The organism is Pseudomonas sp. AK-TSAG1-1, assembly GCF_056821665.1.
In genome coordinates this window covers 2,359,902-2,383,238 of the sequence record NZ_CM165965.1, presented here as the reverse complement: position 1 = coordinate 2,383,238, position 23,337 = coordinate 2,359,902, and the positions used below count along the sequence as shown (strand labels likewise).

The window sequence follows — 23,337 nt, the reverse complement described above, 5'->3', positions numbered from 1 at the left end:
GATAGCGGTGTACCCGTCAGATCAGATGTAACTGACAGAAAGCTATCGCAAGCAGGCTCACTCCAACAGGGACTGTGTGAATTCAAAACCCCACGTCGAGCACCACATTGTCCAGATACGTTCCAGCCGGTGGCGTGGTCTGGTCGGTGTAGATCTTCGCGTTGTAATTGAAGATCTGGCTCCCGGTGCCCAGACCGTTCCCCGGATTGACCTCGGCGTCGGTGCTGTTGCGACGTGCACTGCCAACACTGCCCCAACGGGTGGTGCCGGCACTTTTGAAGATGTCGTAGGCCAGATAATTGCTCCCGGAAATCATCCGCCGTCGGCCGCCAACGCTGACCGGGTTTTGCCCGTCGCTCAAACCGACGGTGTAGGCGCTGCCCTTGGTGCAGGCCAGATTGATTGTCTGCCCGGTCACCGGGGTGAAAGCGCTGATCACCGGCGCGCTGCCGAAGGCGATGTTCGGCGCACTGATCGTGCAATCGTTGGACACGGTGAGGTTCACCGTCAACGTGGCAGTGCCGTTGGCGATATCACGCCCGAGACAGATGGCACCGATGCCAATGCCCGAGCAGTAATTCCAGTTCCAGAAAATACTCAGGGTTTCCGTATAGACCCCGGCGGCGACGTTGCTGCCAATGGTCGTGCCCAGGTACAGCGGCACGGTTTTCGGCGTGGTGCCATTGAGCAGCCCCAAGGCGTCGATGATGCCGTTGCGGGCAAAGTCGTAGGCGGTGCCACGGGTCACCGGGTAGCTGGTGCTGTTGTTGGCGTAGATCGTGTAGCCGATGACATCGCCCGTGGGTCCGAGCAGACCGCTCTGGGTCGATGTGATGGTGGCGTAGAAGTGGTCGTTGCTGGTCAGCAGTGACAGCAGCGAGCCGGTGCAACTCAACCCGGCATTGAGCGTGGAACTGGGCTGGGTCGTGGTGCGCACGGCAATCGAACTGATCGAGCCGAACGCCGCCGGCGTGGTGCTGGTCACCGAACACAGGGCATGCGCTGCCCCCGGCAGCAGCAACACCAGGCACAGACAGATCCGGGTGGCGATCACTGGCACACCAATGGGCCGATCAGCGGCACCTGGCTCTGCTGCATGTCCACGCTGAACTGCGCCTTGCAGGTCTTGCCGTCCGCCAGTGTCACCTGCAACGAGTTCTGCGCCTGCAGGTTTTCCAGATAGACCAGGCCATCCCAGCCGACTACCGTGCGCGTGCCGCTCTGCTCATGCAGCACGCCCGCGCCAAGCGGCAGTTCTCGTTGCTGCGCGTCCACCAGCACGAGGCTCGCGGCGATCACTCGGGTCAGTGGAAACTCCAGCAAATAGCCACTGCCCCGACGCACGGCAATACGCTGCTCGACATTGGGACTGCGCACATTGGCCGGCAGATTCAGTGGATCGATTTCGTATTTGCCTCGGTAGTAAGCGCTGCTCCACGGCACCAGTAAATGGCCATTCTTGTCGGTCTGACCGACCTGCTGGTTTTCGTAGCGTACCGGAATGTCGGCAAAGCCCTCAGTGCTGACCACCACAAATGCGTCGTCGATACGATTGGCAGCGAACACCTGCCGATCCATCCACACCAGCGAACCACTGGCATCGGCCCAACGGGTTTCGGCGTCTGAGGTGCCGTAGACCCCGGCCTGCAACTGTACCGATTGCAGACGCCAGGTCACGTCGGCCTGTCGATAATCCGCACCATCACCCTTGGCGTACCCCAGATTGAAGCCGACCCCGCCCTCGGTCGGCACCGAACGGCTGTAATTGACCCGTTGCTGACTTTGCCCGGTCTTGCTGCGTTCGCTGCTGATCGCCAGGCTGCCGCGCAGATCGAACGGGATCACCAGTTGCGCCTGCACCGCCCAGTTGCTGTCACCAATCTCGCGGTTGGCCGACAGGTAGAAACTGCTGTTGCGCCACAACGGCTTGCTCCAGCTCAGGTTGAGCAGTCGCGTGCGCGAATCGTCCGCCGCGCGCACGTCGAAATAGCCGGCACCGAGGCTGCCCCAGCGGTCGAGGTTGACGCTCAGGGTCGCCTGTTCGCTACGACGGCTGAGGCTTACGTATGGGGTATCGATCACGCTCAGGTCGGCATACTGGTCGCGGCGTTGCAGGCGTTGATAGGAAAAGCTGTAGCGCTGGCTGCTGTACTGATAACCGAGGCTCAACTGGTCGCCACCGTCACCTTCGAAACGGCTCTGACTGATGGCGCTGTTGAGCACGCCGAAGTTGCCCAGGCGCAGGTTGCCGCCAATCCCGCCGAGGGTCAGCGAGTCTGCTGCTTCGGCATGGCTTTCCAGGGTGAAACTGTCACTGACGCCATAACGCAGGCTGCCGGAGGTGACGCCGGTGCCGTAGCTGAAGTCCTTCAAACCGTAATCGCGGCGCAACGTACCGGCTGCCACGGAAAAATCGCTCAGGCCTTTTTGCAGCAAACTGCTCGTGACATAGAACGGGACCGTGGTCGACACCTGCCGCCCCAGCGCATCGGTGGTCACCACCACCGCCTCCCCCGCACCGTTGATGAACGGAATGTTGGTCAAGGTGTACGGCCCCGGTTGCAGGTCGGCGCTGCTGGACTTGTAGCCGTTGATGAACAGATCCACCGACGACGGCACCGCCGCTTCACCGGCAAACTGCGGCAGTGGATAGGTCACCAGATCCGGGCGCACGGCGAAGTCCCGCGAGAACTGCACGCCGCCCAGACGCACCGAGTTACTCCAGGGCAAGGCGCCGCTGATCACGTCGCCGCCCTCGTAAGTGAGCATTCGTTCGTCATCGGAGTAGCGCCAGGTGGTGTCGTAGCGCAAATAGCCGTTGTCGAGCGTGCTGACCGAGTCACCCGACAAGGTGCGCCGGTACTGCCCGGTGTTGGACAGCGTGCCCCAACTGTCGAACAGTCGCACCTCGTTCCATGCCGCCAGATAGGTGCCGGCATCGTCGGTGTCGTTGAGGTACAAGTCATAGTTGAACAGTGCGCCGAAGCTGCTCAGGGCCGGGGTGCGCGGATAGTTCTGACGGTTGCCGATGAACTGGTCCGGCAGCCACTGCGGCGGCACCTCCAGCAGCAGGCGCTGGCCGACGCTGTCGTATTCGCTGTGCAGCCCCGGCAGACCGTCGAGGTCGACGTCTTCACCGCTGCTGTCTGGCAGCGTCATCCCGGTTTCACGCAACGCGGTAGCCGGCAGGAACAGATGCCCGTCACGCTGCTGCACCGCCACCACCCGCCCGGTGTTCATCTGATTGACCACCAATTCCAGAAACAACTGTGCATCACTCACGGCCTCCATGCCGCTGGGAGGCGGCGGCAGTTCCCCGGCCCCGGATGGTTGAACGAACATCAGGCACCACGCGCCGGTCATGAGCCACAACGGACGCTGAATACGGCGAGCCCATCCCGGGCTCATACACGCTTTACGTCCGTCAATGGACTGAATCCTCCTGATACCACTGCCCTCTACAAGAGGCTGATCACCTCATTGTGGCGAGGGTGCTTGCTCCCGTTGGGCTGCGAAGCGCCCTTGCTTTTACCCACGCCACTGAGTGGCGCGTATCACAACTGCAGCGCCGTTGGACGGGGGCAAGCTCATTCGCCACAGAATCACTTAACGAGCACTGCTCGGCCCGGCCATTACTTCGCTGGCGCAATACTCTGCACCTGCGCTCCGCCATTGACCCGCACCTGCAGCGCCGACTCGCCGGCCAGCGGCCCGGGTGCCGGCCAGCGCATCGCTGCGCCCGGCAGCACGTAACCCAACAGCCCCTCGGCCACTGGCTTGCTCTGTCCACCCTGTTTGAGCACCACGTCGGTCAGCCGCGCATGCACCGCGCCCTGGTTGCGCACTTCGACATAAGGCCGACCGTCGATCGCCACCGTGCGCCAGCTCAACTGTGGCAGGCCGATCCCCTTGGGATCACGTGGACGGGTGGTGTCTTCCTTGCTCCACAGCCCCGCGCCGTAGGCAAACAACGGCACCGAATAACGCATCTGGAAGCGGATCGCAGCCGCAGTCTTGCCGCCCTCGGCAGCAGGCGGCTGAGCGGAAGGGATTTCGTCGATGATGATCCGGTAGGCCAGTTCCTGCCCCGGCGGCACGTCCTTGGTTCGGGTCAGGCGCACCAGTTGCTTTTGGCCCGGCTCGATCTTCGCCACCGGCGGACTGCCGATCACGTCGCGCTGGTTCTGGTATTGCTCTTCAAAGCCACTCTGGCTCCAGCCGAATACGCGGATCTGCAGGTTGGCGGTTTCCGTACCGCGGTTCTCCAGCCACAGCGCACTGGCCTGTTGATCGGCTTCCAGCACCGGATCGATCGGCCAGATCAGCACCGAACTGGCGGCCTGCGCACTGCCGGTTCCGAGCATGACCAACGCCAACATCGCGTACTGCACACACCCATGCCGTGACGTAACTGCCCCCATGAACCTGCTCCTTGTCGGCCATTCAAATTCGCCTCACCACGACAGTTGCACCTGCAACACGTCGCTGTACGCCCCCCCAGGCTGATTGCCCGGCAATTGCACCTGACCGTAAATCGGCAGGCTGATGTTGTTCGCATCGCTGTAGGCCACCGCCACACTCTGGCCAATGCCCAGGCTCTGGCTGTAAGCCGCATCGCGAAACAGCGCGTATGCCACCCGCGCACTGCCGCTGTTGAGCTGCATGTGACGGCCACTGCTGTTGTACTGACCACCATCGACGCTCATGTTCAGCGTCACTCCCGGTGTGCATTGCAGTTGCACGCCTCCGGTCAGCGCCACTTTCACGGTGCCGGTGGAAAGCGCCGAATTCGAGCCAAAATTCAGCCCGCCATAGTTCGATACCCCGCCGACCACCAGGCACCCCGGGGTGATGGTGGCGCTGACCTGAAAGCTCTGACTGGTCGCCGCTCCGACGGGAATTGGCACACTGCCCGCACAGAGCAGGAACAGCGCGACGCAGCCATGGCGGCGCATGGCATCAGAATGTCAGTTCAACAGCGACGGTGTCGGTGTACGTCCCCGCCGGCAACCCGGCCTTGCCCACTGCCTGACCATAGAGGTTCACCGTTTGCGCCACACCGGTGCTGGTTGCCAGGTTGATCGTCCCGTCAATCGGCAGCAGCGTCGAATGCCCGGCATCGGTGTAGAAGTCGTACGGCACGTAGTTGGCGACACCGTCGTACAGCGCACGAGCGCCACCCGGCGATTGTCCGTCGTGAGCGCCGGCGCGCACTTTGACCACCGGTGTCGTGCCGCTGGAGCAAAGAATCGACAGCGCGCCGCCGCCACCGCCCAATACCTGACCACTGGCGGTGGTGAACAGGCTGTTGGCGGTGCCGAAGTTCAGGGCACCGAAGTTCAGCCCGGTGGAACCACCGGCGCCATTGACCTGACAGCTGCTGATCAGGGTCAGACTGGCAGTGATCTGGCCGGTGACAGTGGTGGCGGCGTTGACACTGGAAACCAGCGTCAGGCCAAGCAACGACAAACCAATCCTTGATGCAAACTTGCGCATGGTGTCCGTCCTCTACGGGGTTACCAGTCGAGCGTCACTGTCAGCGTGTCGGTATAGACACCTGCCGGTACCGCGCGGGTATTCGCCACCACCGAGCCAAATACCGGAATCGGTATCTGCGCACCGCTGGTGACAGCGAAATTGTGTTGTTGGCCGATGCTGTAACGCTGGCTGCCCGAGGCGTCCAGGAACAGCTGATAAGGCAGGGTCTGGCGCCCGTTGCTCAGGCGGCGAGTGGTGCCGTCACCGTGGGAGCCGCCGTCGATGGAGACGGTGAATCCGGTGACCGAAGGATTGCAGGCGACATTCAGCTTGCCGCTGCTGTCACCGTCGAGACTGGCCTTGATCGGTGCGGTCCAGGTCGGCCCCTGCTGACCGAAATCGAGGGTACCCAGATTGCTCACGGGGATTGCCGGCGTGGCGCTGTTGGTGACTTCGCAGCCGGCGATCAGGATCAGCCGCGCATGTATCTGCCCACTGACCGCCGCCTGTGCGTCTTCAGCGAGCAACAGCAGCGTGCCTGTGGCGATGACCATCCAGTGCTTGCCTGTCATTGCGCCCGTCCCTACTCCTTCAGGATGCTTGCGAACCTTGCGTTCATCATTGAACGCCCCTTCCCTGCGCAAACCGCCTCCAGCGGAATGCCTGAAATCCTGCCGTCACCAGGTCACGGTGACCTTGACCAGATCCGAATAGCGGCTGACTTGCGGCACCTGCGCCAGACGCTCGATGCGTGCGTACAGCGGCAGTTCCACGGTGCCGGTGTCCGGCACCCGGCCGCTGAGCGGCACGTCTACCACCAGCGGCACCCGGCGCGCCGCGTCCTGATACAAGCGATACGGAATCGGCTTGCTCCCCGCGGCCCCCGCCATGTAACGAACCTCACCGACACCACCATGCAAGCCACCGTCGACACGCAACTGATACGGCGTGTCGGGGTTGCACTCCAGGCGTGGCAACCGTTGGTTGGTCAGCGCCGCACCCAACGGCCCGGCCGGGTCGTCGAGACGCGCAGTGCTGCCGAAATCCAGCACGCCCAGTTGTTCAATGCCCGCCTCACGTTGCTGGCCGACCAGTTGGCAACCACGCTGCACGTCAACGCGGACTTCGACCTGAAGATCCGCCGCGTACACCAAGCCGCCAAGCAACCCGAGCAGGCCCACCACCACACGTGCAATCACTGTCCCATTCCTTGTGAGGGAACACCTGGATGACGTTACTGTGTTTCAGGTTAGCAACGGTCGACGAATCCGCCAGTCGATTGGATCCATCGAACTGTCGGGATATGTTTCGAAAGGTTGGCAACAAGGCGAATTACATCGCTGAAAATTGCTGTACGTACCGCACAATGCTGTTCAGTTATCGCCCACTGTCGACGAGCCGCGATGGCAGGCTGCTGCAGCCTCTGGTTACACTACGTCGCCGCGCTCCCGGGAGCCGGTCTGATGAACACGGAGTGACCGCACTGTGCCCTCTCGAGCGCCCAAACGATCGCCACTGACCCAACGCTGGTCGGCGCTGCGCCGCTGGCTCGCCAATGGCCGGCCGGGCAATTGCGGGCATGACGCCAGTGGCCAGGCAATCCGTGATTACTTTCGCCACAAGGCCCATGGCCAGGGTTACACCCTCAGCCACAGCCAACAGCGGGTGATCGACTGCATGGCGCAACAGGCCAGCCAGTTGTTCACCGCCCGCGCGCAAACGCCAGTGAGCCTGTACCTGCACGGCGCGGTCGGACGCGGCAAGAGCTGGCTGCTCGACGGCTTCTTCCAGGCGCTGCCGACTGCGCAGAAACAACGGGTGCATTTCCATGCGTTCTTTGCCCGACTGCATAAGGGCATGTTCAACCACCGTGAACATGACGATGCCCTCGCCGTTACCCTCGATGAGTTGCTGGACGATTGCCGGGTGCTGTGTTTCGACGAATTTCATGTGCATGACATCGGCGATGCGATGCTCATCACCCGATTGTTCAAGGCCCTGTTCCAGCGCGGCATCCTGTTGCTGGTGACCTCCAACTATCCGCCGGAAGGCTTGCTGCCCAATCCGCTCTATCACGCTCGTTTCAAGCCGGTGATCGACCTGATCAACGCACGGATGCAAGTCATGGAGGTCGGCGGCCCGCTCGATTACCGCAGTCACGCGAGCAACCACGCGCACCAACTGTTCACTCAGGGCCACTATGTATGGCCGGCCACACCGACACAGCGCCAGACCCTGAACCTGCCCCCCGAGGGTGCCCCGGCCATTGCATTGGCGGTCGGCAGCCGGCACGTTCAGACGCGCCTGTGCGATGGCCGCCGGGTCGCTTTCACCTTCGACGATCTGTGCGAGCAACCGACGGCAGTGATGGACTATCTGGAGCTGTGCCGGCGTTTCGACCAGTGGATCATCGACGATCTGCCGGAACTGGATGAATGCTCGATCGCTGCGCAACAGCGCTTCATCAACCTGATCGACGTGCTTTACGACCAGGACAAACACCTGACCCTGCTCAGCCGCTTGCCGCTGCGCGAGGCCCTTGGCGGCAACGCCATCGACCTCGCTCGCACGCGCAGCCGTTTGGGGCAGTTGCAGGAAATCCACTGACCCTGGAGATCCCCTTTTGTGGGAGCGGGCTGCTCGCGAAAGCGGAGTGTCAGCGACGGATTACTGACTGACAGTACGCCTTCGCGAGCAAGCCCCCTCCCACAGGGTTTGCGGAGTTATCGAGGGTCAGATCAGTGCAAATCCAGCCATTGCCGTTATCATGTCGCCCATTCCAGGCGCCTGGCGCTTCTTTCCCTTGATAGTGACCACCTTCATGCACACCCTTGCTCAATTGCGCGCCGGCGAGTTGTCGGGCATCACCCGGTTGGACCTGTCCTGCGGACTGACCGAGTTTCCCCGGGAAATTTTCGAGCTGGCCGATACGCTGGAGGTGCTCAACCTCAGCGGCAATGCCTTGAGCAGCCTGCCGGACGACCTGCATCGGCTGACGAAGATGCGCATTCTGTTTTGCTCGGACAACCACTTCACCGAGGTACCGGCCTGCGTCGGTCAATGTGCGGCGCTGACGATGATCGGCTTCAAGGCCAACCGCATCAGTCACGTGCCGGGCGCAGCCCTTCCGCCGCTGTTGCGCTGGTTGATCCTGACCGACAACTGCATCGAAACCCTGCCGAGCGAACTGGGCGAGCGCCCCTATCTGCAAAAATTGCTGCTGGCCGGCAATCGCCTGCAAGCGCTGCCGGCGTCCATGCACCGATGTCATCGCCTGGAGCTGATCCGCATCGCCGCCAACCAGATGCGCGAACTGCCGCAGTGGCTGCTGACCCTGCCGAGCCTGACCTGGCTGGCGTATGCCGGCAATCCACTGGAAACCGAAGCCGACGCCGCCGCACTAGAGGCCACGCCGCTGATCGACTGGTCGCGGCTGCGTCTGGAACAACGTTTGGGCGAAGGCGCTTCCGGGGTGATTTCCCGGGCGCTGTGGCAGCGCACCGAACACTCGGCGGTGCCGGTCGCGGTGAAGCTGTACAAAGGTGAAATGACCAGCGACGGTTCGCCGCTGCACGAAATGAACGCCTGCATCACCGCCGGCCTGCACCCGAACCTGATCCGTGTGGAGGGCCGCATTCAGGGGCATCCTGACGGGCAACAGGGGCTGGTGATGCAACTGATCGACCCGAGCTTTCGCAACCTTGCGGCACTGCCAAGCCTGGCGAGCTGCTCGCGGGATGTTTACAGCGAGGATTGCCGGTTCAGTGCCGAGGTCGCGTTGAACATTGCCCGAGGCATCGCTTCGGCGGCCGAGCACCTGCATCAGCAGGGCATCACTCACGGTGATCTCTACGGGCACAACATTCTGTTGAACGATCAGGGCGATTGCCTGCTGGGGGATTTTGGCGCGGCGTCGTTCCATGCCACGACCGACAATCTGGAAACACAGGCGCTGCAACGCATCGAAGTACGGGCGTTCGGGGTTCTGCTCGGCGAATTGCTGGCGCGCATCGACGCGGGGTTGAGTGTCGAACGGCGCAAGGTACTGGAGGATCTGGAACGGCGTTGCTGCCAGGCGGATGTGCTGGCGCGACCGGGGTTCAGCGAAGTGATTGAGGTGCTGGAGCGGCTGTGACCGTTGGGCGGTCAATCGCGAGCAGGCTCGCTCCCACAGGGGATTTGTGAACGCCACAGATCCAGTGTGGGAGCGAGCCTGCTCGCGAAGACGGTATCAGTGACTCAGCCGATCAACCTGCCAGACCGACAAACATGTCCTGCACGTCATCGTGGTTGTCGAGGCCTTCGAGGAACGCTTCGACTTCAGCCATCTGCTCGGCGCTCAGTCCGCTGACCGGGTTCTTCGGCTGGTAGCCGAGTTTCGCCGACAGCACGGTGAAGCCTTGCTCAGGCAGCGCTTTCTGCACAGCGTCGAGGTCGGTCGGATCGGTCAGGAACAGGGTCGCGCCCTCTTCAGCCGGTTCGAAGTCCTGGGCACCGGCCTCGATCGCGGCCATTTCCGGGTCGGCGTCCGGAGTATCCGGCGACGCTTCGATCATGCCGACGTGGTTGAAGTCCCAGGCCACGGAACCGGAAGCACCCAGTTGACCCTTGCGGAATGCCACGCGGATTTCCGCGACGGTGCGGTTGATGTTGTCGGTGACGCACTCGACGATCAACGGAACCTGATGCGGCGCGAAACCTTCGTAGGTCACACGGTGGTATTGCACGGTTTCGCCCAGCAGACCGGCGCCTTTTTTGATGGCGCGGTCCAGGGTTTCCTTGGGCATCGAGGCTTTCTTGGCCTGTTCGACCACCAGACGCAGGTGTGCGTTGGTGGCGGTATCGGCACCGTTGCGGGCAGCGATGGTGATTTCTTTCACCAGTTTGCCGAAGATCTTGCCCTTGGCGTTGGCTGCCGCTTCTTTGTGTTTAACCTTCCACTGTGCGCCCATTACTCACTCTCTTGATCTGTGGCGCCGAGACATCTATTGGCCGACGCGTGGCGCCAAGTTTATACGGCCTAAAGTCGGCAATCGACCAAAAAAATGCATTGTTGAATCGACATCTTCACCACACCTTGTAGGGCGATTCTGAAAAACCCACTGGCCATGACCATTCGTGCTCGCGTTTTCGTACCCTCTGCCGTCCGTACTGCCCCACAGAGCCCGTATGCATGCTCAATGATCAGCAAAGCCCGTTCACCCTGACCCTGACCGACGGCCCACTGTGCCTGCCGGTGCTGCGTTTCAGCGGCACGGAAGCACTCAACCAGCCTTTTCGATTCGAGATTGACGTGATCGGTCTGGCCCCGGCCCTGCCTCCAGGCAGCCTGCTGCACCAACCGGCATATTTGCGCCTGGGCGCCGATCACGGAATTCACGGCCTGATCCACAGCGTCAGTTGCGAGCACCGCGCCAGCCATCGGATCGGCTATCGGCTGATTCTGGTTCCGCAGCTGCTGGGGCTGGCGCAGGCGCCGCGGCGCCGGGTCTTCGTGCAATCGAGCGTACCGGCGATCCTCGCCCAGATACTTGGCGAACACCGGCTGACTGCAGACGATTACCGGATCGAGATGAACGTCGGCCATTACCCGCCTCGGCCGTTTTGCATTCAATACGAGGAAAGCGATCTCGCCTTGCTGCAACGCCTGTGCGAGGAGGAAGGCATTCACTATCACTTCGAACATCGCCCGGATGGCCACGTCGTGGTGTTTGCCGATGACAACCTGAGCCTGCCCCAGGAGCCGCTGCCGCTGCCGTTCGCCGTCGCTGACGACATCCCCTCTCCTCGCCTCAGCACACTTTTTCAGCGCCATGACGCGACACCGTTCATGCCCGCACAGGGCATTCGCAACCGGGGCCAGCAGGTGATTGCCGAAGACGCGGCCAATCACCCCGTGCCCACACTTGTCCCCTTGCAACTGTCGGGCGCACAGCGCCACGCCGAACAACGCAGCCGTCGCCACTTGCAGCGCCAACGCTGCCAGTCCCGCTCGATCCAGGGGCGCAGCGATTGCAGCGCACTGCGCAGCGGGCACCTGCTGCAGATCAACGGGCACCCGATCAATGCGTTCAACGAGCAATGGCTGATCACCGAGCTTCAGCATCAAGGCCAGCACCCCTCGATCCTCGATCCGACAACCAATGTGCATCACTACCACAACGACTTCAGCGCCCTGCCCTGGTCCACCGACTTTCGCCCGCCGCTGGTACAGCCACGTCCGAATATTGGTGGCTATTTCTTGGCACGGGTGGTGGGTTCGCCCGGTCAGCCCGCGCAACTGGATGATCTGGGGCGCATCGCTGTCAACTTGTGGCCTGCGCAGACTGAGGATGTTGATTGTCTGTGGTTGCCGATTGCGCTGACCGGCGCCAATGGCCGCCTCGCCGCCCACGAACTGCCCCACGCCGGCAGCGAAGTATGGGTGAGTTTCCTCGACGCCGATCCGGATCGACCGATCCTGTGCCTCGCCAACCCGCGCCCAGCGCCACCGCGTGAAACTGCGCCAAACCGCGACAGCAGCCTGTTACTCGACTGGCTGCTCAACAGCGCCGATCCGTAGCCGCTCCATACAGTGGATTCGAGTACACCTGCCGGAAACCGGTTGGCCGCTTTCGCGAGCAAGCCCGCACAGTGGGTTCGGGTACATCAGCAATGGATTTTCCCGGTGCATTCAACCCTTGTCAGCCTTACCCGCCGCCGCCGCCAACTTCGCCAGACGCACGTCCAGATGCCGCGGCCGACGCCCATGATCTTCGGCACGCTCCTTGCGGCGAATGGCGTTGCGCACCATCAACGACCCCAGATAACGGATCGGCTCCGGCGGGAAATACCCCAGCGGCCCGTTGACCAATGGCGAGCGCGTCCAAGGGTTGTCGAGCCCCTGTACCAGCGAGGCAAGAATCTGCCCGCCCATATGACACGGACCGACGCCACTGCCGGAATAACCGAAACCATAAAACACATTGCCACTGGCGCTCATCTGCCCGAAAAACGGTAAACCGGTGACCGAGCGATCGGACGGCCCGTTCCATGTCGCATCCACTTTTACCTCGGCAAACGCCGGGAAGAAGTCGCCAAGGCTGTGCTTGAGCAACCCGGCATACGGCGAAGGCTGATCGAACACCGGCAGCATCCGCCCGCCATAAGCGAAGGTGTTGCCGCCCTTGCCGAGCATGATCCGGCCGTCCGGGGTGTTGTGGTAGTAGTGCACGAAAATCCGCGAGTCGAGCACGGTGACGCCACTGGTCAAACCGATTTCCTGCAGCAGATCCGGACGCGGTTCGGTGATCAGCATGTCGCTGGAAACGATCGCCACGCTGCGCTCGAACTGCGGGAACGCCCGAGCCATCCACGCGTTCATCGCCAGCACCACTCGGTCGGCGATCACCCAGCCATTGGCGGTGTGGATTCGCGCCGGACGGCCTTCTTCCAGACCGGTCATCGCCGTGTTTTCGTGGATCTTCACGCCCAGTTGCAACGCCACCCGACGCAGCCCGCGCACCAGTTTGCCCGGTTGCACACTGGCTGCCGCCGGCGAGAACCAGCCTTCCAGATGCTTACTCGAACCGGCCATGCGCTGCACGTCGGCCACCGGGCGCTGCGTGAAGGAGTTGATGCCATTGCGCTCCAGCGCCGCGATCACCGCGTCGGTCGAGCCGACCTGCGCCTTGTTGGTCGCGGTGTACAGCGTGCCGTCGAGGCGGTAATCGGCATCGACGCCGTACTGTTCGCAGAACGCGCCGATGGCGTGAATGCTGCGCTCGGATTCCTTGACCAGGCGCACCGCTTCCTCGACGCCGAACAGGCGCTCCAGGGTGAAATACTTGGCTGACCACGACAGCGCACACCCACCGTTACGCCCACTGGCACCGGCGCCGCAGATGTCGGCTTCGATCAGCAGCACGTCGAGTTCAGGGTTCTGCTGCTTGAGCATGATCGCCGTCCACAACCCGGTGTAGCCGCCGCCGACGATGCACACGTCAGTGCGCACTTCGCCTTGCAACGGCGGGCAAGTCGGGGATGGATCAGCCTGCAAGGCTTGCTCGAGCCAAAACGGTCTCATGGGATTCTCCAGTCATACGGCCACGCCACAGCCTGCCGCGAACACCGCAGCAGGCCGCGAGGCTAAGGGTTTCAGGAACGCAGCGGTTTGATTGTCAGCGGGCAATTGGGAATGGACGCGCGCGGCTCCATCACCCCGACCGGGCGACTGTTCCAGTGCGGAATCAGCACCAGCGCCGAGAACAATGCGCAGCCAGCGAAGACGATGAACACCGTCACCGAATCGAAGTAACCCGGCAGCAACCCGCCGAGCACCGCGCCGACCGAGCCGCAACCGTTGACGAACCCGGCCGCCGTGGCACCGGCCTTGGCCTTGCCAAAATCGATGGCAGCGGCACCGCTGATCATCGAGTCCGGCCCGTACAGGGTCAGGCCCATGACAAACAGCAGCGCCACCACCAGCATCACGCTGCCGGTGTGTAGCGCACCCATGAACAGCGCCAGGGTCACGGTCAGCGCCAGCAGGCTGAGCACGCAGGCTGGCATGCGCCGGGCACCGAACAGTTTGTCCGAGGCCATGCCGATCATGATCGGCCCAAGCAACCCGGCCAGCTCGAACGAAGTGGGAATGATCGCCGCGCCGACCTTGCCGACACTCGGCATCTGTTCGAAGACGATCACCGGCCCCCACAGCAGAATCGCGTAACGCGCCGGTTTCAACATGAAGTACGCCAGGCCCAGCACCAGCACCGTGCGGTTGCGCAGGATTTCCTTCAACGGCTCCCAGACGCTGAGTTTGCTGTTGGCTGCGGTTTCTTCTGCGCTCAATTCCGGCTCCGGCTCTACCGCCGGCAGGCCGACGTCTTCCGGTTTGTTGCGCTGGAAGATAAAGAACAGCACCGCCACCACCGCCACTACCGCTGCGCTGGAAATGAACGCCGCGTGCCAGGTGCCCATCAGCGTATACGCCCACCAGCCGGCGAACGGCGAGGCGACCAGACCACCAAACGCGTAGCAGGAACTCCACAAACCGAGCACGCGCCCGCGCTGTTCGGCGGGGAAGAAACTGCCGAGGTTTTTGCACAACCCCGACCACCCGGTGGACTGCGCCAGCCCCTGGATCAACATGCACGTGGCGAAGATCGGCAGCGTCGCGAAACTGCCCATCACCAACGCTGCACCAGCGGAAATCAACAAGCCGCCGAGCACCACGACCCTCGGGCCAAAGCGGTCGGCGAGCATGCCCCAGGTGAATTGACCGATGGCGTAGGCCGCCAGATAGATTGCGTCGAGGTTGGCCATGGCCATCTTGTCGAGCATGAAGGTCGGGTCTTCGGCGATGCCCAGTTTGGCCACCGAAAAGGCTTTGCGGGTGAAGTAGAAAGCCGCGTACGCGAGCCAGGTGACAGCGAAGATCTGCATGCGCCAACGCGCAATGGTGCCAATGTGCTTGTTCATTGTGGTTCTGACCTCAGGGTGTGAGTGTGCCGGCAGAATCGTTGAGTAAACGCCTGTGTTTTTTATTGTTGAGCACTGCGCTATCGCCCCCATCCCTATGGCGATAACGGTCAGATGAGTCCTGTTGATGCACGCCCAGGCTCATCGCCAGCGTTGCTGCCCGAACGGGCAGTCAGCGCTGGCGTGAGCGGATCAAAGCAATTACTGTTTAATAAATAAAATCGATTTATCGTATTTCACACATAAGCTCAGCTTGTTACTGGAGTCACGATGTCTGTCTCCCACGCCCAGCTCAAAGCCTTCCACGCCGTGGCCGTGCATGGAAGCTTCACCAAAGCCGCCGAACGGCTTTTCCTCACCCAACCAGCGATTTCCGACCAGGTGCGCAAGCTCGAAGAACGCTTCGGCGTGTTGCTGTTTCACCGCAATAAACGTTCGGTGCGCCTGACCGATCTCGGTGAGCGCCTGTTGGCAATCACCCAGCGGTTGTTTGTGATTGAGGCCGAGGCGCAGGAACTGCTGCAGGAATCACAGGCCCTGCAGACCGGCAGCCTGATCCTCGCGGTCGACGCCCCGGTGCACGTGCTGCCGCAGATTGCGCGGTTCTGCGAGCGCTACCCGGGAATCAGCGTAAAAATCGAGACCGGCAACACCGATGAGTCGCTGTTTCGCCTGTTCAACTATCAGGCCGATCTGGCGCTGCTCGGGCGCGATGTCAGTGATGAGCGCCTGCTCTGCGTGCCGCTGCGCAACGACCCGATGGTGGCGTTCGTCTCGCGCCATCACCCATGGGCCGAGCGTGAGTCGATCTGCCTGGCGGATCTGGATGACACGCCGCTGGTGCTGCGCGAGCACGGCTCGGTGACCCGACAGACGCTGGAAGAGGAAATGGCGCGGGCCGGATTTCGCATTCGTCCGGCGATTCAGGTCGAGGGCCGGGAGGCGGCGCGCGAGGCGGTGGTGGTAGGAATTGGTGTGGGGGTGGTGTCGGCGGCGGAATTTGGTGCCGACTCGCGGGTGTGCGCGTTGCCGATCACCGATTGCACCCGGCGTTTGACCGAGACCCTGGTGTGCTTGCGTGAGCAGAGCTCGCGGCGGGTGGTGGCGACATTCCTCGATATGGTTCGCGAGAGTCTGGTGTGAACAGTTCTGGCCCCTTCGCGAGCAGGCTCGCTCCCACAGGGAATTTGTATGTGCCGCAAGACCAATGTGGGAGCGAGCCTGCTCGCGAAGGACGCACCACGGTGTATCAGGCCGGCGCCAGACCAAAAAACGCCTGAATCAGGCGCAACTCCCGCCGCCGCTCCATGCACCCGATCATGTGCCGATTGACCAGCCCGTCCCCGACAATCGGAATCGCCACCACCCGTGGGTCATGGCTGACCTCCACCGATGACACCACGCCCACTCCCAGCTCAGCTGCCACCGCCTCGGTCACCGCCTCGCGGCTGTCCAGTTCCAGCAACACTCGCGGATTGACCGCTGCCTGCGCGCACGCCTGATCAAACGTGCGCCGGGTAATCGAACCCGGCTCACGCAGGACCATGATCACCTGATCCAGCTCCTTGAGCCGCACCTCGCCAGCGCGCTGCGCCCAAGGATGCGTCGCGGGCACCAGCGCGCAGATCCGCGATTCGCTCAAGGCTTGCAGGTGCAGGCCCTTGCGCGGTTCGACTTCGGTCAGCACCGCCACATCGGCGTGCTCCGACAACAACGCGGCGAGGGTTTCCTGGGCATTGCCCAGTCGCAGGTTCACCGTGATCCCTGGATACCGCGCGCGCAGGCTCGCGAGCATCGGCATGACCATGTGCGGGCCGTCTGCCGCCACTTCCAGGCGCCCGGTGAGCAACTGGCGGTTGGCTTCGAGCAGGGTCTGCGCTTCCTCGGCCAGACCGAACATGGCCCGAGTGATCGCCGCCAGTTTGATGCCCTCCTCGGTCAGCTCCACGCGTCGCGCGGTACGCCGTAACAAGGTGATCTGGTAATGCTCCTCCAGCGCTTTGATGTGCCCGGTGACCGCCGGCTGGCTGATGAACAACCGCGCGGCGGCGCGGGTGAAGCTGCCTTCCCGGGCCACGGCGTCGAAGGCGCGCAGCTGGAACAGATTCATGAATAACCCTCACTGATGGCTGGCATAACAACAAACAATTTGATTGATGCGACGCTCAATTGCAACGTATGCCCCGTAGCTTCATCCCACAGCGCTATCGCGAGGACACACGAATGAGTACTGCCGCACCCATCCTGCTCACTCCCGGCCCGTTGACCACCTCGGCCCGCACCCGCCAGGCAATGATGGTTGACTGGGGGTCATGGGATGACCGCTTCAACCAACTGACCGCCAGCCTTTGCGAACAATTGCTGGCGATCCTTGACGGTGCCGCCACTCACCATTGCGTGCCGTTGCAGGGCAGCGGCACTTTCGCTGTCGAAGCGGCCATTGGCACGCTGGTGCCGCGTGACGGTAAAGTCCTGGTGCTGATCAACGGCGCCTACGGCAAGCGTCTGGCGAAGATCTGCGAAGTGCTCGGGCGCTCGTTCAGCACCTTCGAAACCGCTGAAGACGAACCGACCACCGCCGCTGACGTCGACCGTCTGCTGCGCGCCGATGGCGACATCACCCACGTCGCGCTGATCCACTGCGAAACCAGCACCGGTATCCTCAACCCGCTGCCGGAAATTGCCGAGGTTGTGGCGCAACACGGCAAGCGCCTGATCATCGACGCCATGAGCTCCTTCGGCGCATTGCCGGTGGATGCGCAAAAAGTGCCGTTCGATGCGCTGATCGCCGCCTCCGGCAAGTGCCTGGAAGGCGTACCGGGGATGGGCTTCGTGTTCGCTCGCAAGGAATCGCTGGCTGCAGCGGCCGGCAATTCGCACTCGCTGGCGATGGACCTGCATGACCAGCACGCCTACATGCAGAAGACCGGCCAGTGGCGCTTCACCCCGCCGACCCACGTGGTCGCCGCGCTGCACGAAGCGTTGCTGCAATACAACGAAGAAGGTGGCCTGCCGGCGCGCCATGCACGTTACGCCGCCAACTGTCAGGCACTGATGGAAGAAATGGGCAAGCTGGGGCTACGCAGCTTCCTGCCGGCCGCGATCCAGGCGCCGATCATCGCCACCTTCCATGCCCCGCAGGACCCGCGCTACCAGTTCAAGGATTTCTACGAGCGAGTCAAGGCCAAGGGCTACATCCTCTACCCCGGCAAACTGACCCAAGTCGAAACCTTCCGCGTCGGCTGCATCGGCCACGTCAGCCCGGACGAAATGCGCCAGGCCGTGGCGGCAGTGGGTGAAGTGCTGCGCGAGATGGAAGTGCTGGAAATCTGACCCACACCAAAAATCCCTTGTGGGAGCGGGCTTGCTCGCGAAGGCGTCGTGTCAGCCGCCATCAATGTTGAATGTGCCAGCGCATTCGCGAGCAAGCCCGCTCCCACCATTTTGAATTGCATTGCCAACTCAGGAATTGATTGCCATGAACTATGTAAACCCAAACAAACTGCAAGCCGCCATCCTCGACTGGGCCGGCACCGTGGTCGATTTCGGCTCGTTCGCGCCAACCCAGATCTTCGTCGAAGCCTTCGCCGAGTTCGACGTTCAGGTCTCCATCGAAGAGGCCCGTGGCCCGATGGGCATGGGCAAGTGGGACCACATCCGCACCCTGTGCGACCAACCGCAGGTCGCCGAGCGTTATCGCAAAGCGTTCGGCCGCTCCCCGACCGACGATGACGTGACCGCGATCTACAACCGCTTCATGCCGCTGCAGATCGAGAAGATCGCCGAACACTCGGCGTTGATTCCCGGCGCGCTGGAAACCATCGCCAACCTGCGCCAGCAAGGGATCAAGATCGGTTCCTGCTCCGGCTACCCGAAACAGGTGATGGACAAGGTCGTGGCCCTCGCCGCCACCAACGGCTACGTCGCCGACTATGTTGTCGCCACCGACGAAGTGCCGAACGGTCGCCCATGGCCGGCTCAGGCCCTGGCCAACGTGATCGCGCTGGGCATCGACGACGTCGGCGCCTGCGTGAAGATCGACGACACCGTGCCGGGCATTCTCGAAGGCCGCCGTGCCGGGATGTGGACCGTGGCGCTGATCTGCTCGGGCAATGCGCTGGGCCTGGATTACGCCGGCTACCGCGCGCTGGGCAGCGACGAACTGGCCAGCGAGCGCGAGCGCATCCACGCGCTGTTCGCCAGTTCGCGTCCGCACTACATGATCGACACCATCAGCGATTTGCCGGAGGTGATTGCCGACATCAACAAACGCCTGGCCAAGGGTGAAATGCCGCAATCGAGCTGATCGCGCCACTTACGCAGTCGTTGCAGCACTAAAAAACGCCAGAGTCTTTACGACACTGGCGTTTTTTCATGAAAAAGCAGCAGAACCCCTGATTCAGCGCATTGAAAGACCGATCAGCATCAGGCAAATCCGCCAAAGCGGATTACAGTTAAAGCATGCCGTCGCACAAGAGCGGCAGTAGTGACCCTGATCTGTGAGGAAATACCGTATGCCGTGGACAAGTTCCGAATCACGCTACAGCACCGTGTCCGTCCTGCTGCACTGGCTGATGCTGGTCCTGTTGGTGCTGGTGTATGCCAGCATGGAGTTGCGCGGGATCTTTCCCAAAGGCAGTGGCGGGCGCACGCTGATCCGCGAAGTGCATTACATGCTCGGCCTGACCGTGTTCGTGCTGGTGTGGTTTCGTCTTGTGGCGCGCAGCATTGGCCCGGCACCGAAAATCTTCCCGGCTTCGCCGCAGTGGCAAACCCTGTTGGCGCGGGTGATGCACTGGCTGTTGTACCTGTTCATGATCAGCATGCCGATTCTCGGCTGGCTGATCACCAGCGCCGAGGGGCATCAGGTGATGTTCTACGGTTTCGACTTGCCGTTGCTGGTCCATGAAGACAAAGCTTTCGCCAAGCAGGTGGAGCACTGGCACGTGTTGATCGGCAACACCGGCTACTGGCTGATCGGCCTGCATGCGCTGGCGGGGCTTTATCACCATTATGTGGTGGGCGATAACACGTTGTTGCGGATGATGCCCAAGCGCGGCTGAACATGGCCTCGGTGAAATTCCCCTGTGGCGAGGGAGCTTGCTCGCTCGCCACAGACGTTCAACTGCCGGGGATGAATCCTCGACGCCCCTGCAACCCTCCCGTATGCACGAAGATCAGCCGCGTGCCTTGCTCGAACCTGCCCGCTGCAACCTGCTGCTTCAGCGCCAATAATGCCTTGCCGGTATACAGCGGCTCCAAGGGGACGCCGCTGCTCTGTTCAGCATGCTCGATGAACTCAAGCAACACCGGATCAACCTTGGCGAAGCCACCCCGGCTAGCATCGAACAACGCGTAACCCGCCGCACTCAGTCCCGCTTCCCGCACAATCGCCTCAACCTGCGGTGCCACGCCATGATCATCAGGCACCGCCAGCGCGCCGTACACCGGATGCTCCCCGGCCTCGGCGAGCACCAGCCCGGCCAGCGTCGTCCCGGTGCCGCAGGCCAGCCACCAGCCGTGATAATCGCGCCAGCCCAGCTTGCTCAGTTGCGCGCTCACCTGTTCCTTGAGCGCCTTGCAGCCCAAGGCACCTGTCAATCCGCCACCGCCCTCCGGTACTGCGTGCAGATTCGGGTACTGCGCCTGCCAAGGCTCCCAGAACCCCGGTTCATGCCGCGCCCGATAGCCGCCGTAACCGAGCCAGTGCAACTGCATGCCAAACGCCTGCAGATCCCGCACCGTCGGTGTTTCCTGCGCATGCCCGCGCAACAGGCCAACGGTTTCGAATCCCAGACGCTTACCGGCAGCCGCCAACGCATGCAGATGATTGGAATGCGCGCCACCGAGGCTGATGATGCCCTGCGCGCCGGCGCGGTCAGCGACCTTGAGGTGTTCGATGAGCTTGAACCATTTGTTGCCGCTGATCAGCGGGTCGATCTGATCCAGACGCAGGATCGCGACTTCGATGGCGGCGTGGGTGAGCCAGTCGAGTTGAAGCCGTTCGAGAGGGGCTTGGGGTAGCCAATCGGAGGGAGGCAAAAGCATGGGCGGCGATTCGATCTGGACAGAGCCGGCATTCTAGTCGCTCATCAGCAGCCATCGCGAGCAGGCTCGCTCCTGCATTGGATCGATGGTGCTCACCGAATCTGTGAACAACACAAACCCTGTGGGAGCGAGCCTGCTCGCGAAGGCGTCGTGTCAGTCGACATGTGTATTGGCTGACACTCCGCTTTCGCGAGCTGGCTCGCTCCCACAGGTTAAGCGGCGGAGCTTAAAGTTCAGCGGCGAGGCGCGAACCCTGATTGATTGCACGCTTGGCATCCAGCTCCGCCGCGACATCGGCGCCGCCGATCAGGTGCACGTTCTGCCCCGCTGCCACCAGACCTTCCTGCAGATCACGCAGTGGATCCTGGCCGGCGCAGATCACGATGTTGTCCACCGCCAGCACTTGCGGCTCGCCGGCTTCGCCGATGCGGATGTGCAGGCCTTCGTCGTCGATCTTCAGGTATTCAACGCTGTTGAGCATCTGCACCTGCTTGTTCTTCAGACCGGTACGATGGATCCAGCCGGTGGTCTTGCCCAGACCGTCGCCGACCTTGGTTTTCTTGCGCTGCAACAGGAATACTTCGCGGGCCGGCGCATGAGGTACGGCTTTGATCCCGGCCACGCCACCCCGTGCTTCCAGGTGAGTGTCGATGCCCCATTCTTTCCAGAAGGCGGTGCGATCCAGGCTGGTGGCCACGCCTTCATGCACGAGGAATTCCGAGACGTCGAAACCGATACCGCCTGCACCGATCACTGCGACACGTTTGCCAACAGGTTTGCGCTCAAGGATCACGTCGATGTAGCTCAGCACCTTGGCGTTCTCCACGCCGGGAATCGCTGGCACCCGCGGCGCGATGCCGGTGGCAAGGATGATTTCGTCGTAGCCACCTTCAACCAGTTTCGCCACGTCGACGCGGGTGTTCAGGCACACCTCGACGTGGGTGGTTTGCAGCTTGCGCTTGAAATAGCGCAGGGTTTCAAAAAACTCTTCCTTGCCCGGTACTCGCTTGGCGATGTTGAACTGGCCGCCAATCTCGCTGGCCGAATCGAACAGGGTCACCTGATGGCCACGCTCGGCAGCCACGGTCGCGGCAGACAAACCGGCAGGCCCGGCACCGACCACGGCAATCTTTTTGATCTGCTGCACCGGCAGGTAGTTGAGCTCGGTTTCATGGCAGGCACGCGGGTTGACCAGGCAACTGGTGAGTTTGCCGCCGAAGGTGTGATCGAGGCACGCCTGATTGCAGCCGATGCAGGTGTTGATTTCGTCGGCACGGCCTTCTGCTGCCTTATTGACGAAGTCCGGGTCGGCGAGGAATGGCCGCGCCATCGAAACCATGTCCGCGTCGCCTTCGGCGAGAATCTGCTCGGCGATTTCCGGGGTGTTGATGCGGTTGGTGGTGATCAGCGGAATGTTCACCGATCCGCGCAGCTTGGCGGTGACCTTGCTGAACGCCGCGCGCGGCACTTTGGTGGCGATGGTCGGGATCCGCGCTTCGTGCCAGCCGATACCGGTGTTGATGATGGTCGCGCCGGCCTGCTCGATGGCTTTGGCCAGGGTCACGATCTCTTCCCAAGTGCTGCCACCCTCGACCAGATCGAGCATCGACAGACGGAAAATGATGATGAAATTCGGGCCGACCGCTTCACGCACGCGGCGCACGATTTCCACCGGCAGGCGCATACGGTTCTCGTAGCTGCCGCCCCAGCGGTCGGTGCGGTGGTTGGTGTGTGCGGCGAGGAACTGGTTAATGAAATAACCTTCCGAACCCATGATTTCCACACCGTCGTACTCAGCGGTCTGCGCCAGCACCGAGCAAGTAACAAAGTCGCTGATCTGCTTCTCGATGCCTTCCTCGTCCAGCTCTTTGGGCTTGAACGGGTTGATCGGCGCCTGAATCGCACTCGGCGCGACCTGTTTCGGGCTGTAGGCATAACGCCCGGCGTGGAGGATCTGCATGCAGATCTTGCCGCCCGCCTCGTGCACCGCGCGGGTGACGATGCGGTGTTTGAGCGCTTCTTCCTCGGTGGTCAGCTTGGCCGCGCCGGAGTACACGCCGCCCTCGTCGTTCGGACCAATGCCGCCGGTAACCATCAGGCCGACACCGCCACGGGCGCGCTCGGCGAAGTAGGCCGCCATGCGTTCGAAGCCGCCCGGTTTCTCTTCAAGGCCAGTGTGCATCGAGCCCATCAGGGTACGGTTGCGCAGCGTGGTGAATCCCAGGTCCAGCGGGGCCAACAGGTGCGGGTAATGAGCGGCGGTCATCGGTAACTCCACAACGAGCGATCACGGAAATTGCGGGAGCTCTGCGTCCCCCATCAGTCATGTTCGACAGCCTAAGAGTCGCA

20 protein-coding genes are annotated in these 23,337 nt (G+C 62.3%); 7 read left to right on the top strand and 13 right to left on the bottom strand.

The window, feature by feature from the left end; genetic code table 11:
• Positions 1-82 precede the first annotated feature (82 nt).
• The 7 genes from AC1UK9_RS10760 to AC1UK9_RS10730 form a co-directional block, all read right to left on the bottom strand.
• Positions 83-1,054 (bottom strand): Csu type fimbrial protein, encoded by a 972-nt coding sequence (locus AC1UK9_RS10760; protein WP_482580017.1) that lies wholly within the window; start codon positions 1,052-1,054, stop codon positions 83-85.
• Complete coding sequence (locus AC1UK9_RS10755) at positions 1,051-3,408, bottom strand: fimbria/pilus outer membrane usher protein (RefSeq protein WP_473015173.1); 2,358 nt, start codon at positions 3,406-3,408, stop codon at positions 1,051-1,053. Before AC1UK9_RS10755 ends, AC1UK9_RS10760 begins: the two co-directional genes overlap by 4 nt.
• A gap of 224 nt (positions 3,409-3,632) precedes the next feature.
• A complete protein-coding gene (locus AC1UK9_RS10750; RefSeq protein WP_025108939.1) occupies positions 3,633-4,421 on the bottom strand; it encodes a fimbrial biogenesis chaperone in 789 nt (262 codons plus the stop codon).
• Positions 4,422-4,454: 33 nt separating this feature from the next.
• The gene (locus AC1UK9_RS10745) at positions 4,455-4,955 is read right to left on the bottom strand and encodes a Csu type fimbrial protein (protein ID WP_025108938.1); all 501 of its coding nucleotides are present in this window, start codon (positions 4,953-4,955) and stop codon (positions 4,455-4,457) included.
• Positions 4,956-4,959: 4 nt separating this feature from the next.
• Complete coding sequence (locus tag AC1UK9_RS10740) at positions 4,960-5,496, bottom strand: Csu type fimbrial protein (RefSeq protein ID WP_025108937.1); 537 nt, start codon at positions 5,494-5,496, stop codon at positions 4,960-4,962.
• Between the two features lie 20 nt (positions 5,497-5,516).
• Positions 5,517-6,050 carry a Csu type fimbrial protein gene (locus AC1UK9_RS10735; protein WP_025108936.1) on the bottom strand — a complete coding sequence of 178 codons (534 nt, stop codon included), beginning with the start codon at positions 6,048-6,050 and terminating at the stop codon, positions 5,517-5,519.
• 105 nt (positions 6,051-6,155) lie between these two features.
• Positions 6,156-6,677, bottom strand: a complete 522-nt coding sequence (locus AC1UK9_RS10730) for a Csu type fimbrial protein (RefSeq protein ID WP_482580016.1) — start codon at positions 6,675-6,677, stop codon at positions 6,156-6,158.
• A gap of 286 nt (positions 6,678-6,963) precedes the next feature.
• On the opposite strand from AC1UK9_RS10730, the gene zapE reads away from it, so the two are divergent.
• Positions 6,964-8,085, top strand: a complete 1,122-nt coding sequence (gene zapE, locus AC1UK9_RS10725; protein WP_482580015.1) for a cell division protein ZapE — start codon at positions 6,964-6,966, stop codon at positions 8,083-8,085.
• A gap of 214 nt (positions 8,086-8,299) precedes the next feature.
• Positions 8,300-9,613 (top strand): protein kinase, encoded by a 1,314-nt coding sequence (locus AC1UK9_RS10720; protein ID WP_482580014.1) that lies wholly within the window; start codon positions 8,300-8,302, stop codon positions 9,611-9,613.
• 112 nt (positions 9,614-9,725) lie between these two features.
• Here AC1UK9_RS10720 and AC1UK9_RS10715 read toward each other — a convergent pair whose 3' ends face one another.
• Positions 9,726-10,430, bottom strand: coding sequence for a YebC/PmpR family DNA-binding transcriptional regulator (locus AC1UK9_RS10715; protein ID WP_025108932.1), 705 nt, complete (start codon positions 10,428-10,430; stop codon positions 9,726-9,728).
• Positions 10,431-10,651: 221 nt separating this feature from the next.
• Between AC1UK9_RS10715 and AC1UK9_RS10710 the strand changes: the two genes are divergently transcribed.
• Positions 10,652-12,040 carry a type VI secretion system Vgr family protein gene (locus AC1UK9_RS10710; RefSeq protein WP_482580013.1) on the top strand — a complete coding sequence of 463 codons (1,389 nt, stop codon included), beginning with the start codon at positions 10,652-10,654 and terminating at the stop codon, positions 12,038-12,040.
• A gap of 111 nt (positions 12,041-12,151) precedes the next feature.
• On the opposite strand, the gene AC1UK9_RS10705 is transcribed toward AC1UK9_RS10710, so the two are convergent.
• Together AC1UK9_RS10705 and AC1UK9_RS10700 are read right to left on the bottom strand one after the other, a co-directional pair.
• Positions 12,152-13,543, bottom strand: a complete 1,392-nt coding sequence (locus tag AC1UK9_RS10705) for an FAD-dependent oxidoreductase (protein ID WP_482580012.1) — start codon at positions 13,541-13,543, stop codon at positions 12,152-12,154.
• Positions 13,544-13,614: 71 nt separating this feature from the next.
• On the bottom strand, positions 13,615-14,940 hold the full coding sequence (locus AC1UK9_RS10700) for an MFS transporter (protein ID WP_482580011.1): 1,326 nt from the start codon (positions 14,938-14,940) through the stop codon (positions 13,615-13,617).
• Between the two features lie 270 nt (positions 14,941-15,210).
• Between AC1UK9_RS10700 and AC1UK9_RS10695 the strand changes: the two genes are divergently transcribed.
• Positions 15,211-16,083, top strand: a complete 873-nt coding sequence (locus tag AC1UK9_RS10695) for a LysR family transcriptional regulator (RefSeq protein ID WP_473015163.1) — start codon at positions 15,211-15,213, stop codon at positions 16,081-16,083.
• Positions 16,084-16,189: 106 nt separating this feature from the next.
• Here AC1UK9_RS10695 and AC1UK9_RS10690 read toward each other — a convergent pair whose 3' ends face one another.
• Positions 16,190-17,050, bottom strand: coding sequence for a LysR substrate-binding domain-containing protein (locus AC1UK9_RS10690; protein WP_482580010.1), 861 nt, complete (start codon positions 17,048-17,050; stop codon positions 16,190-16,192).
• Between the two features lie 113 nt (positions 17,051-17,163).
• On the opposite strand from AC1UK9_RS10690, the gene AC1UK9_RS10685 reads away from it, so the two are divergent.
• The 3 genes from AC1UK9_RS10685 to AC1UK9_RS10675 all read left to right on the top strand — a co-directional run bounded on the left by AC1UK9_RS10685 (position 17,164) and on the right by AC1UK9_RS10675 (position 20,003).
• Positions 17,164-18,273 (top strand): 2-aminoethylphosphonate--pyruvate transaminase, encoded by a 1,110-nt coding sequence (locus AC1UK9_RS10685; protein ID WP_482580009.1) that lies wholly within the window; start codon positions 17,164-17,166, stop codon positions 18,271-18,273.
• Positions 18,274-18,418: 145 nt separating this feature from the next.
• Complete coding sequence (gene phnX / locus AC1UK9_RS10680; protein WP_482580008.1) at positions 18,419-19,246, top strand: phosphonoacetaldehyde hydrolase; 828 nt, start codon at positions 18,419-18,421, stop codon at positions 19,244-19,246.
• A gap of 208 nt (positions 19,247-19,454) precedes the next feature.
• The gene (locus AC1UK9_RS10675) at positions 19,455-20,003 is read left to right on the top strand and encodes a cytochrome b (RefSeq protein ID WP_025108924.1); all 549 of its coding nucleotides are present in this window, start codon (positions 19,455-19,457) and stop codon (positions 20,001-20,003) included.
• Between the two features lie 58 nt (positions 20,004-20,061).
• On the opposite strand, the gene AC1UK9_RS10670 is transcribed toward AC1UK9_RS10675, so the two are convergent.
• On the bottom strand, positions 20,062-20,988 hold the full coding sequence (locus tag AC1UK9_RS10670) for a 1-aminocyclopropane-1-carboxylate deaminase/D-cysteine desulfhydrase (RefSeq protein ID WP_482580007.1): 927 nt from the start codon (positions 20,986-20,988) through the stop codon (positions 20,062-20,064).
• 226 nt (positions 20,989-21,214) lie between these two features.
• Entirely contained in the window at positions 21,215-23,254 is a 2,040-nt protein-coding gene (locus tag AC1UK9_RS10665) for a 2,4-dienoyl-CoA reductase FMN-binding domain-containing protein (RefSeq protein ID WP_482580006.1), read from the bottom strand.
• Positions 23,255-23,337: the final 83 nt, after the last annotated feature.

Excerpts from the sequence above, each read along its gene's own strand:
- AC1UK9_RS10685 (WP_482580009.1), top strand. The coding sequence starts at position 17,164 with ATGAGTACTGCCGCACCCATCCTGCTCACTCCCGGCCCGTTGACCACC.
- AC1UK9_RS10750 (WP_025108939.1), bottom strand. The coding sequence starts at position 4,421 with ATGGGGGCAGTTACGTCACGGCATGGGTGTGTGCAGTACGCGATGTTG.
- AC1UK9_RS10710 (WP_482580013.1), top strand. The coding sequence starts at position 10,652 with ATGCTCAATGATCAGCAAAGCCCGTTCACCCTGACCCTGACCGACGGC.
- AC1UK9_RS10670 (WP_482580007.1), bottom strand. The coding sequence starts at position 20,988 with ATGCTTTTGCCTCCCTCCGATTGGCTACCCCAAGCCCCTCTCGAACGG.
- AC1UK9_RS10755 (WP_473015173.1), bottom strand. The coding sequence starts at position 3,408 with ATGAGCCCGGGATGGGCTCGCCGTATTCAGCGTCCGTTGTGGCTCATG.
- phnX (WP_482580008.1), top strand. The coding sequence starts at position 18,419 with ATGAACTATGTAAACCCAAACAAACTGCAAGCCGCCATCCTCGACTGG.
- AC1UK9_RS10745 (WP_025108938.1), bottom strand. The coding sequence starts at position 4,955 with ATGCGCCGCCATGGCTGCGTCGCGCTGTTCCTGCTCTGTGCGGGCAGT.
- AC1UK9_RS10695 (WP_473015163.1), top strand. The coding sequence starts at position 15,211 with ATGTCTGTCTCCCACGCCCAGCTCAAAGCCTTCCACGCCGTGGCCGTG.
- AC1UK9_RS10665 (WP_482580006.1), bottom strand. The coding sequence starts at position 23,254 with ATGACCGCCGCTCATTACCCGCACCTGTTGGCCCCGCTGGACCTGGGA.
- AC1UK9_RS10740 (WP_025108937.1), bottom strand. The coding sequence starts at position 5,496 with ATGCGCAAGTTTGCATCAAGGATTGGTTTGTCGTTGCTTGGCCTGACG.
- AC1UK9_RS10705 (WP_482580012.1), bottom strand. The coding sequence starts at position 13,543 with ATGAGACCGTTTTGGCTCGAGCAAGCCTTGCAGGCTGATCCATCCCCG.
- AC1UK9_RS10700 (WP_482580011.1), bottom strand. The coding sequence starts at position 14,940 with ATGAACAAGCACATTGGCACCATTGCGCGTTGGCGCATGCAGATCTTC.
- AC1UK9_RS10675 (WP_025108924.1), top strand. The coding sequence starts at position 19,455 with ATGCCGTGGACAAGTTCCGAATCACGCTACAGCACCGTGTCCGTCCTG.
- AC1UK9_RS10715 (WP_025108932.1), bottom strand. The coding sequence starts at position 10,430 with ATGGGCGCACAGTGGAAGGTTAAACACAAAGAAGCGGCAGCCAACGCC.
- AC1UK9_RS10735 (WP_025108936.1), bottom strand. The coding sequence starts at position 6,050 with ATGACAGGCAAGCACTGGATGGTCATCGCCACAGGCACGCTGCTGTTG.
- AC1UK9_RS10720 (WP_482580014.1), top strand. The coding sequence starts at position 8,300 with ATGCACACCCTTGCTCAATTGCGCGCCGGCGAGTTGTCGGGCATCACC.
- AC1UK9_RS10690 (WP_482580010.1), bottom strand. The coding sequence starts at position 17,050 with ATGAATCTGTTCCAGCTGCGCGCCTTCGACGCCGTGGCCCGGGAAGGC.